Raw genomic sequence first — 11,011 nt, forward strand, 5'->3', positions numbered from 1 at the left:
CAATGCTAGAACATATCAAAGAAAGCTTTACTGAAAGTATTCAAATCCAAATTGCGGCTGCGGAAGCACTCCCAGATCATATTATGCATGCTTCTCAAGCGATGGTTTCAACGCTATTGAACGGCAATAAAGTGCTCTGCTGCGGTAATGGGGGTTCTGCATCAAATGCTCAACAGTTTGCCTCTTGTTTGCTAAACCGTTTTGAAACAGAACGACCAAGTCTTCCTGCCATGGCATTAACGGCTGATACATCAACATTAACGGCGATTGCAAACGACTATAACTATGATGAGATCTTCTCAAAACAAGTGAGAGCATTAGGCCAACCTGGGGACATATTATTAGCCATATCAACAAGTGGTAATAGCCAAGACATTCTAAAAGCAATGGAAGCCGCCGTAAGTCGCGACATGACAATTATTGCACTAACAGGAATGGATGGTGGTGTAATGGCTGGTTTATTAGGTGAATCAGACGTTGAAATAAGAATACCATCACACCGAGTAGCTCGAATTCAAGAGGTTCATTTAGTTACATTGCATTGTATTTGTGATCTTGTTGATCAAGTCCTCTTCCCACAACACACAGAGTAAATATCATGAAAGCCTTTAAACTAAGTGCATTGTTGCTCTCTATCGTACTGTTGCAAGGCTGTGCAGGACTATTTATTGCTGGTGCGGCTACCACAGCTTCTGTTGTTACTGACCACCGAAGCATGAAAGAACAATTATCAGATAAGAATCGCGCGTTAGAAGCGACGGGATTAGCAAATAAATCCCCTTACCAATACAACATGAGAGTAAGTGCTGTTGCTTATGACGGTAAAGTATTGCTTATGGGGCAGGCAAAAGACAAAGAGATAAATCAACAATTTGAGCAACAAGTAAAAACAATTAAAGGCGTTAAAACCGTTTATAATCAAATTCGAATTCGCCCTTTATTAACTTTCACTCAAATTAATAATGACAGCTGGATCACAACCAAAGTGAAATCGTCATTGTTAGCCGATTCTGAATTAAATGGGATTAAAGTGAGCGTCTACACTGAAGCTCAGGAAGTATTTTTAGTCGGTTTTGTCACTGAAGAGCAAGGCAATTTAGCAGCCGATATCGCACGAAACGTAACCGGTGTTAAAGGGGTTATAAAAGCGTTTGAATATGGTCAAGGCGACAGTGTTAAAAAGTAGATAAATAAAGACATACAAAAAAGCCTGCACATATGCAGGCTTTTTTTTATTTGACGACTCGTAAACTCGGACGACCACTTGGGCGTGGTGGCTCGGGTTTATCATCAGATAGCGTATTTTCAGTTGAATCTAATGATTCATCTTCGAAGATACCTTCATCAGCATCCATCTCATAAGCTTCTTCAGGTTCAAACATAGTCCCAGCACCATTCTCACGGGCATAGATAGCTTGAATTGCATAAATTGGCACAATGATCGAATGAGGACGACCGCTAAAACGAGCATTAAACGTTACCGCTTCGTTTCCCATTTCTAAATTACCAACAGAGTGAGGGGCAGTATTTAAAATAATCTGTCCATCTTGGATAAACTCTTCAGGTACACGAACACCATTCATAGTGGCATCAACAACAAGATGAGGAGTCAACTCGTTATCTACAATCCATTCATAAAAAGCACGTAATAAATATGGGCGACGAGGCATCATAGAACTAATATCCATTAGTTCGTTAGACGCATTTCACGTTCAATTTCAGTTAAAGATGCTAGGAATGAATCTCGTTCAAATACACGATTCATATACACTTTCATCTCTTTAGAACCCGGACCAGATAACTCAATACCCATAGAAGGTAAACGCCATAACAGCGGAGCTAAATAACAGTCAACTAAGCTAAATTCATCACTCATGAAGTAAGTGTACTCAGCGAAGATAGGACCTAACATCAATAAATCATTACGCAATTTAGCACGTGCCGCTTCTGATTCTGATTCTGATTCTGATTCTGATTCTGATTCTTCAAAAGTACCAGTAGCAATGATCTTAGCCAATGAGTACCAGTTAGTTTCAACACGGTGCATCATCAAACGACTATTACCACGAGCGACAGGATAAACAGGCATCAATGGCGGATGAGGAAAACGCTCATCTAAATATTCCATAATGATGTTTGAGTTATATAGTGCAAGCTCGCGGTCAACTAATGTTGGAACCGTTTTGTAAGGGTTTAACTCTACAAGTTCTGCAGGTAAGTTGGATGGTTCAACCAATTCAACTTCAACACTTACTCCTTTCTCAGCCAATACAATGCGTACTTGGTGACTGTACATGTCAGAAGCGTCTGAAAAAAGCGTCATTACTGAGCGTTTGTTGGCAGCAACAGCCATTGAGCCCTCCGGTATTTATCTAAGGAGCAAAAAGCACCATTTTCTGGTGCCAGTCAGCTAATTTTTTTATAACATTCGTATAAAAATAAGTAGTGACACAAAAACAATGGAGGCAGGGCCTCCATTGCATACAATTAACGACCTAGAATATCACGATTAATGGACATCGCGCCAATATTCTTTCTTAAGTAAATAACAAACAAAAGCGAATATCACTAGGAATCCCATCACCCACCAACCTAAACGATGACGCTCAAGCTGAACTGGATCACCTGAATACTCCAAGAAATTAACTAAATCGCGCACAGAGTCATCAAACTCTCCGACCGTTAACTCACCAGTACCATCTGATTCCACACCAATAACCGTTTTATGTTCAACGCCATCAACAACAGTGGTTTCATAAATAGGGGTTGTTACGCCTTGCAGTTCTTGAAGAACATGAGGCATACCGACACTAGGGAAAACCATGTTATTTACACCGAATGGACGAGTTGGATCGGCATAAAATGTACGTAAATACGTATATAACCAATCGGTACCTCGAACGCGAGCAACTAACGTTAGATCTGGTGGTGGAGCGCCAAACCAACTAGCCGCTTGTTCTTCTGGTATCGCATTTTCCATTAAGTCTCCAATCTTCGCATCTGGATTAAACACGAGATTATCCATCATCAGATCAACAGGGATACCAAGATCTTCAGCAACTCGACCGTAACGTTGGTACTGAGTAGAGTGACAACCCGCACAATAGTTCATGAACAACTTAGCACCATTTTGAAGAGATGCTTGATCACGAATATCATTATTTGCGCTATCTAATGGCGCTCCCGACCCTGCAGCCATTGCCATTGATGGCAACAAAGCAAAAAGTACTAAAATCAACTTTTTCATTTGAATGTCACCCTTTCTGGTAATGGTTTTGTTTTTTCATTTTTACTGTAAACAAACAAAAGAACAAAGAACATAAAGTAAGTTAAGCTGAATATCTGAGCTAACAATGTATACAGTGACGTTGCAGGTAATGAACCCAAAACACCAAGAGCAATAAAGCTCACAGTAAACTGCGCAATATTAAGTAAATGCAACTTACTACGGTAACGGTACGACCTTACTTTACAGCGATCCAACCAAGGAAGAAGGAACAGCACAACAATTGAAGCACCCATTGCTGCAACACCGATTAACTTATCAGGAACGGCACGCAAGATTGCATAAAATGGAGTGAAGTACCACACAGGGGCAATATGCTCTGGCGTTTTCAGTGGATTTGCGGCTTCAAAGTTTGGTCCTTCTAAGAAGTAACCACCCATTTCAGGATTAAAGAACAATACATAGCAAAAGAAGAATAAGAAGCCAGCAACACCGATCATATCTTTTACCGTCCCATAAGGATGGAAAGGAACAGAATCAATAATGTTGTACTTCTTCGTATAATACTCATGGAATTTAAATTGAGTTTTATGCTCACCCTTATCATCTTTCGCTTTTGGTTTTTTAAGTTCAATACCATCAGGGTTGTTTGACCCGACTTCATGCAAAGCTAGAACATGCAGAACAACTAAAAGCAATAACACAATCGGCAAAGCGATAACGTGTAAGGCAAAGAAACGGTTGAGCGTCGCACCCGAGATAACATAATCACCACGGATCCACAGTGTTAGGTCATCACCAATAACAGGGATAGCACCAAACAGAGAGATAATAACTTGAGCTCCCCAGTAAGACATTTGTCCCCATGGTAATAAATACCCCATGAAAGCTTCAGCCATTAACACTAAGAAAATCAACATACCAAATAACCACAACAGTTCACGAGGCTTCTGGTAAGAGCCGTAAATTAAACCGCGGTACATATGAAGATAAACCACAACAAAGAAAGCTGACGCCCCAGTGGAGTGCATATAACGTAATAGCCAACCGTAATCGACATCACGCATGATGTATTCAACAGAAGCAAATGCACCTTCTCCAGAAGGAACATAATTCATTGTTAACCAAATACCCGTAATTAACTGATTAACGAGTACAAGCATTGCTAATGAGCCAAAAAAGTACCAAAAGTTAAAGTTTTTCGGCATTGGATATTCAGATAAATGCTTTTTATAGGCATTCATTGCAGGTAGACGTTTTTCTACCCAATCAAGTAATGGTTGCATTAGGCTTCCCCTCCGTCATCAACCCCAATTAGGATACGAGTATCACTAAGGTACATGTGTTTTGGCACCACGAGATTTAATGGTGCAGGTACGCCTTGGAATACTCGACCTGCCATATCAAATTTAGAACCATGGCATGGGCAGAAGAAACCAGAGTTAACTCCTTTAACTTGTTCACTAAAACTGTCAGGTAAATAGGTAGGTGAACAACCAAGGTGAGTACAAATACCAACGGCTAAAAATATCTCAGGTTTAATTGAGCGATATGCATTTTGTGCATATTGAGGTTGCTGCTCTTCACCTGAAGATGGGTCTCTAAGTTGTCCGTCAATTTCAGTTAATGATTGCAGAAGTGCTTCTGAACGACGAACAACCCATACAGGCTTACCTCGCCATTCAACACGAACCATTTGCCCGTTTTCAAGCTTACTGATGTCGACTTCAACCGGTGCACCTGCCGCTTTGGCTCGTGCACTCGGGTTCCAAGATTTAATAAAAGGTACGGCCACCGCCGCTGCCCCTAAACCACCAACAACAGCTGTTGTTGCAGTCAAGAAACGACGTCGACCATTACTCACTGGCGCATTGCTCATCCAACTTTCTCCCATGTGCTCTTTATATAGTTTTTATTATGTCCATACATTGTCGAGCTACGGCTAACTTTTTAAGGTGTGGAACAACAGAATATTGATGTCCAAAGCTTTAAAAAAAAGCTAAGAATTTGTTCATAATTATTACACTGTTGTTTTAACCCATAAATGATAAAGAAAACCTTACTTTTTGACAAGGTAAAGCTACTTTTTTGCAACATTTGTGAACTAGATTTACTTTTGAAGTCGAGATAGGAGAAATGATAAGAAAAGAGAAAAGGATTCAAGAACTAAAGATGTTTACACCTCACAAAAACAAAAAAAGCCCAGCATAAATGCTGAGCTTTTTCCACAATAACCAAAGTAGCTTTGAAACAAAGCCACTTGGTAAGCGTAATATTAACGCTTAGAGAATTGTGGTTTCTTACGTGCTTTACGTAGACCAACTTTCTTACGTTCAACGCAACGAGCGTCACGCGTAACATAGCCAGCAGCACGTAGTGCAGGACGTAATGTTTCATCGAATTGCATAAGCGCACGTGTGATACCGTGACGGATCGCACCAGCTTGACCAGAAATACCACCACCAGAAACAGTGATGAATAGGTCTAGTTTATCAGTCATTTCAACTAGCTCTAAAGGTTGGTTAACAACCATACGTGCTGTTGGACGACCAAAGTAAACTTCAAGGCTACGCTTGTTGATTACGATGTTGCCAGTACCCGGTTTGATAAAAACACGAGCTGCTGAACTTTTACGGCGACCAGTGCCGTAGTATTGATTCTCTGCCATTGCCATGATCCTCGGTTAAATGTCTAGTACTTGTGGTTGTTGAGCACTGTGGTTATGTTCAACGCCAGCGTAAACTTTAAGTTTACGGTACATAGCACGACCAAGAGGACCACGTGGAAGCATACCTTTAACAGCTAATTCAATAACCATTTCAGGTTTACGATCAATCAGTTTCTCGAAAGAAATAGATTTTAGACCGCCTGGGAACTCTGAGTGGCGGTAGTAGATCTTGCCAGCTGCTTTGTTACCAGTTACGCGAACTTTCTCTGCGTTGATAACGATGATGTAATCACCAGTATCTACGTGAGGAGTGTATTCTGCTTTATGCTTGCCACGTAGGCGAGATGCGATTTCAGTTGCGATACGACCAAGAGTTTTCCCTTCAGCGTCTACAACATACCAGTCACGCTTTACAGCGGCTGGTTTAGCAACGAAAGTTTTCATGCTAATGATACCCGTTATTAAATAAATTCACTGATTAGGAGCTTTCGCTCCCACTGTATATTTTCGAGCCCAGTCATCACCCCTTCGAGTGGTTGGCACTCTTGGCTATTAAGCCAGTACAGTAACGGTGGGTCGGAGGATTATAGTGAAGCGTGAAGAAAAAATCACCTTTTTTTTGAAGATTTTTCACATATCAGTAAAAAACATTAAAAAAAATGAAATTTGAGCCTTATCACACTAAATAAATACGTTAACAAAAGAAAATCATCCCATTTCGACTAAGATAAATGTTCTTTTGCTAGATACTCATGACTTTGCATTTCAATCAACCTTGACTGACAACGTTTAAATTCAAAGGTTAATCGTCCATTTTGATACAAATCAGCTAATTGGACTTCCGCTGAAATGATTAATTTCACGTTTCGCTCATAAAACTCATCAACCATGGCAATAAAACGACGAGCCGCATCATCATTGAGCTCTCCCATGACCTTTACGTTAGAAAGAAGAACCGTATGATACAAACGAGACAATTCAATGTAATCATGTTGACTGCGCGCACTTTCACATAGAGAAGTGAATTCAAAATGCACAACCCCATCCCCTTCGGCATTCACGGACAATATCCGATGATTAATTTCTATTTCTTTCTCTTCATGTTCCGTTTCTGACGTTAACTGATGGAAATAATCCAACATATTTTGTTGAGCTAAACTATCGAGAGGGAAATGATAGATTTCAGCTTGCTCTAACGTCCTTAAACGATAATCAATGCCACTGTCCACATTAACTATCTGGCAGTGTTGTTCGATCAACGTAATAGCAGGAATAAAACGCGCCCTTTGCAATCCATTTCGGTATAACTCCTGAGGGACAATATTTGATGTCGCAACAAGGGCAATACCTCGTTCAAATAACGCCTCTAATAATGTCGCTAATATCATGGCATCGGTAATATCAGAAACAAAGAATTCATCAAAACAGATAATATCGGTTTCTTGTTTAAATTTATCAGCCACAATCAACAATGGATCCGCTTGTTGTTGAAGCTCACCAAGCTCATCATGAACTCGCTGCATAAACCGATGGAAGTGCACTCGCATTTTACGTTCAGTAGGCAAGGCATCGTAAAAAGTATCGACTAAATACGTTTTTCCTCTCCCCACTCCTCCCCAAAAATACAATCCTTTCTCTGGCACGACGGTCTGAGGTTCTGATTTTTTAAATACAGACAACCAAGATTTTCGTTCTGCTTTGGGTGTCGTTTTTGGTTGCAATAATCGATGATATAACTCATCCAAACACTCCACGGCGTGTTGCTGAGCACTGTCGTGATGAAATGTATCTTGCGTAAGGTCAAGCTGGTATTTTTCTAATGGTGTCATCAGTTTTTATCTTTTCTTTTGTTGATTCACTCTGTTCATAGTAGCATGATCGCAATAAACACTATGAGTGGGCTTACTCACATTTATGCCTACTCATGCATAATAAAATGACAAGGAGCACTTCATGGCTTGGACATACGCATTAATTGGTTTAGCTATTGGTATAAGTATTGGCTTTATCATTTCTCGATTTACTATACCGGGTATTAAACAGCAAAAATCATTAAAACAAGATTTAGAAAAATCAAAATATGAATTAGAGCAATACCGACAAGAGCTGGTTGATCACTTTGCAACTAGCGCGACAATGCTTGAAGCGTTAGCAAAAGATTTTAATAAAATGTATGACCACATGGCGTCAACATCTAAAGAGCTAATGCCAAATCTTCCAGAGCAAGATAACCCATTTACCGCTCGTTTAGATGAAATGACACTTTCTCCTGAATTAAATAAGAAAGTGGCTCATATAAAAGAAGAAGTAAGCAAACAACCCAAAGATTATGCAAATGGCGCAACCGGTCTACTTAAAGATGAACCATTAATGGATATCAGCGCAAAGAAAGAAGATAAAATTGCATAATAAATAAACACCACAATGAACTTTTTTAAAGGTTTCTAAGTCTCACATATACATCTTTATTATAAATGGAGTATATGTAGATGAAGAAACCTTTATTAATTTTAGGCTTACTGACGTTAACGATCAGTACCATCATCACCCCAATTCAAACTCAAGCTGCCCTTCCTCTTACTGTCAATTCTCAGCAGCTGCCAAGTTTGGCTCCGATGCTCGAAAAAATAACCCCCGCAGTGGTTAGTATTTCTGTCGAAGGGACTCAACTATCAAAACGTCAGATCCCTGAACAATTTCGTTTCTTTTTAGGTCCAGACTTCCCAGAAGAGCAAGCTCAAGAGCGCCCATTCAAAGGGTTAGGCTCTGGCGTTATACTTGATGCCCAAAAAGGCTATATCGTTACCAATCATCACGTCATTAATAATGCCAAAGAAATCCTCGTTCAGTTGCATGATGGCCGAGAATATAAAGCAGAACTCATTGGCAGTGACGAAATGTCAGACATTGCCTTATTAAAATTAGAGGAAGCTAAAGACTTAACACAGATAGTGCTTTCTGATTCAGATGATTTACGCGTGGGAGATTTCAGTGTTGCTATCGGTAATCCTTTTGGTTTAGGGCAAACCGTCACCTCGGGTATCGTCTCAGCCTTAGGACGCAGCGGACTAAATCTTGAAAATTTTGAAAACTTCATCCAAACCGATGCAGCAATTAATAGCGGTAACTCTGGCGGGGCATTAGTCAATCTTAATGGTGAGCTGATTGGGATAAATACCGCAATTTTAGGTCCGAATGGCGGTAATGTCGGTATTGGTTTTGCCATCCCATCGAACATGGTTCGAAACTTATCTGAGCAAATTATTGAGTTTGGTCACGTCAAGCGAGGGATCCTTGGTGTTCAAGGTGGAGAACTCACCGCTGAGCTTGCTGAAGCATTCGATTATGACACTAATCACGGTGCATTTGTCAGCCAAGTATTACCCGATGGCGCTGCCGAAAAAGCGGGAATAAAAGCAGGCGATATTTTAATTTCCCTGAATGGAAAAAACATTCAAAGTTTTGGGGAACTGAGAGCCAAAGTAGCCACACTTGGCGCAGGTAAAAAAATCACTTTAGGGTTAATCCGTGATGGCAAAGAGAAAACCGTTATTGCTACTCTCGCAGAAGCCGACCAAATAAAAACAAAAGCAGAAAACCTACATGAAGGACTAAAAGGCGCTCAATTAAAAAATACTGCATCGTCAGATCCGATAAAGGGTGTAAAAGTCAGTGCAATACAAAAAAGGTCAATGGCACAACGTTATGGCTTACAGAAAGACGATATTATTATTGGCGTCAATCGAACTCAGATTAAGAACTTGCAACAATTTAGACAATTACTCGACAGCAAACCGCCCGTTTTAGCTCTCAACATTCAACGTGGGAAGCAAACCTTATATCTTGTTATTCGTTAATAGGTAGAATATAAAAAGTAGGCTCTATTCTTCATTTCGATGAGCCGAGCCTGCTCTTTCTTCTCTACTTCTTGGCAACATTAATGTTATCCTAACTTCTGGTCATTTATTACTTACAAGTTTAGGAAGCCAATGCTCTCATTTTTACTGCGTTCTGCTGTAATAGGCACAGTAACTGCCGCTGTATTACTTCTTGCTTTTCCTAACCTTCGCTCAGGTATAACGCCTGAACAAGATACGAACCAACAAACACCTCGAATCAGTAACCAAATTTCATTTAATGATGCGGTACGTCGAGCTGCGCCTGCTGTCGTAAATATTTATAGCCGTAAATATAATGATAAAGATCGATTACGACTAGATACAGAAGGCCTTGGTTCTGGTGTTATTGTTAGCGATAAAGGCTACATCATTACCAATTACCATGTAGTTGCAGAAGCCGATCAAATTATTGTTGCCCTTCAAGATGGACGATTGTTTAATTCGCAATTAATTGGGAAAGATAAACGTACCGATCTTGCTGTTCTACAAATTAAAGACACCAACCTTCCAGTGATCCCTTTAAATCCGAAATATCAAGCGGATATTGGTGATGTCGTGTTGGCTATTGGTAATCCTTATAATTTAGGACAGACCACCACATTTGGTATTATTTCAGCAACGGGTCGTGCTGCCTTAAGTTCTGATGGTACTCAAGGCCTTATTCAAACAGATGCTGCGATTAACCGCGGTAATTCAGGCGGGGCGCTCGTTAATACTCGAGGAGAATTAGTCGGTATCAATACCGCCTCTTTTCAACAAGCCACAGAGCTAGAAACCTATGGGATTTCTTTCGCGATTCCTTACGCACTGGCAGATAAGATAATGCGTCGCTTAATTGCTGATGGTCAAGTTATCCGTGGTTATATAGGTATTGATGGCAGAGACATAAATCCAGCAATGGCTCGCTTAATGAATGCCGATAATATCAATGGTATTTTAGTTCTTGGTGTTGCTCCTGATAGCCCGGCTGAAAAAAGTGGCATTATGACTCAGGATATAATTACCAGTATTGATGGGCAAACAGTCACTAATCGACAAAGTGTCATTGATATTGTGACTGAATTACGTCCAGGAACTAACGTTAATGTCGATGTAATTCGAAAAGGGGTGACTCAAACTATTCCACTAATGATCGAAGAAGACCCCGCGGACTAGAACCCCCATAAGCGAAATATCGAAATATCGAAATATCGAAATATCGAAATATCGAAATAAAAA

13 protein-coding genes are annotated in these 11,011 nt (G+C 40.2%); 5 read left to right on the plus strand and 8 right to left on the minus strand.

Annotated elements, in window-relative coordinates; all coding sequences use genetic code 11:
- Positions 1-2: 2 nt before the first annotated feature.
- A complete protein-coding gene (locus VSAL_RS13920; protein ID WP_012551111.1) occupies positions 3-593 on the plus strand; it encodes a phosphoheptose isomerase in 591 nt (196 codons plus the stop codon).
- 5 nt (positions 594-598) lie between these two features.
- Positions 599-1,186 (plus strand): BON domain-containing protein, encoded by a 588-nt coding sequence (locus VSAL_RS13925; protein WP_012551112.1) that lies wholly within the window; start codon positions 599-601, stop codon positions 1,184-1,186.
- Positions 1,187-1,232: 46 nt separating this feature from the next.
- Here the strand turns inward: VSAL_RS13925 and sspB are convergent, their stop codons facing one another.
- The 8 genes from sspB to zapE all read right to left on the minus strand — a co-directional run bounded on the left by sspB (position 1,233) and on the right by zapE (position 7,723).
- Positions 1,233-1,688: a ClpXP protease specificity-enhancing factor gene (gene sspB / locus VSAL_RS13930; RefSeq protein WP_012551113.1), complete on the minus strand. Its 456-nt coding sequence runs from the start codon at positions 1,686-1,688 to the stop codon at positions 1,233-1,235.
- Positions 1,688-2,353, minus strand: coding sequence for a stringent starvation protein SspA (gene sspA / locus VSAL_RS13935; protein ID WP_012551114.1), 666 nt, complete (start codon positions 2,351-2,353; stop codon positions 1,688-1,690). The genes sspB and sspA overlap by 1 nt, the downstream gene beginning before the upstream one ends.
- 156 nt (positions 2,354-2,509) lie before the next feature.
- Positions 2,510-3,247, minus strand: a complete 738-nt coding sequence (locus tag VSAL_RS13940; RefSeq protein WP_012551115.1) for a cytochrome c1 — start codon at positions 3,245-3,247, stop codon at positions 2,510-2,512.
- Entirely contained in the window at positions 3,244-4,512 is a 1,269-nt protein-coding gene (locus VSAL_RS13945) for a cytochrome b (RefSeq protein WP_012551116.1), read from the minus strand. Before VSAL_RS13945 ends, VSAL_RS13940 begins: the two co-directional genes overlap by 4 nt.
- A complete protein-coding gene (petA, locus tag VSAL_RS13950; RefSeq protein WP_023604180.1) occupies positions 4,512-5,105 on the minus strand; it encodes a ubiquinol-cytochrome c reductase iron-sulfur subunit in 594 nt (197 codons plus the stop codon). Before petA ends, VSAL_RS13945 begins: the two co-directional genes overlap by 1 nt.
- 396 nt (positions 5,106-5,501) lie before the next feature.
- Positions 5,502-5,894, minus strand: a complete 393-nt coding sequence (gene rpsI, locus VSAL_RS13955) for a 30S ribosomal protein S9 (RefSeq protein WP_012551118.1) — start codon at positions 5,892-5,894, stop codon at positions 5,502-5,504.
- A gap of 15 nt (positions 5,895-5,909) precedes the next feature.
- Entirely contained in the window at positions 5,910-6,338 is a 429-nt protein-coding gene (rplM, locus tag VSAL_RS13960; RefSeq protein ID WP_012551119.1) for a 50S ribosomal protein L13, read from the minus strand.
- Positions 6,339-6,616: 278 nt separating this feature from the next.
- Positions 6,617-7,723: a cell division protein ZapE gene (zapE, locus tag VSAL_RS13965; protein ID WP_012551120.1), complete on the minus strand. Its 1,107-nt coding sequence runs from the start codon at positions 7,721-7,723 to the stop codon at positions 6,617-6,619.
- Positions 7,724-7,847: 124 nt separating this feature from the next.
- Between zapE and zapG the strand changes: the two genes are divergently transcribed.
- The 3 genes from zapG (at position 7,848) to degS (ending at position 10,948) form a co-directional block, all read left to right on the plus strand.
- On the plus strand, positions 7,848-8,303 hold the full coding sequence (gene zapG, locus VSAL_RS13970; RefSeq protein WP_012551121.1) for a Z-ring associated protein ZapG: 456 nt from the start codon (positions 7,848-7,850) through the stop codon (positions 8,301-8,303).
- A gap of 80 nt (positions 8,304-8,383) precedes the next feature.
- On the plus strand, positions 8,384-9,751 hold the full coding sequence (locus VSAL_RS13975; protein ID WP_012551122.1) for a Do family serine endopeptidase: 1,368 nt from the start codon (positions 8,384-8,386) through the stop codon (positions 9,749-9,751).
- Positions 9,752-9,883: 132 nt separating this feature from the next.
- Positions 9,884-10,948 carry an outer membrane-stress sensor serine endopeptidase DegS gene (degS, locus tag VSAL_RS13980; protein WP_012551123.1) on the plus strand — a complete coding sequence of 355 codons (1,065 nt, stop codon included), beginning with the start codon at positions 9,884-9,886 and terminating at the stop codon, positions 10,946-10,948.
- Positions 10,949-11,011 lie beyond the last annotated feature (63 nt).

Origin of the sequence: Aliivibrio salmonicida LFI1238 (genome assembly GCF_000196495.1) — a bacterium.
Classification (GTDB): Bacteria; Pseudomonadota; Gammaproteobacteria; order Enterobacterales; family Vibrionaceae; genus Aliivibrio; species Aliivibrio salmonicida.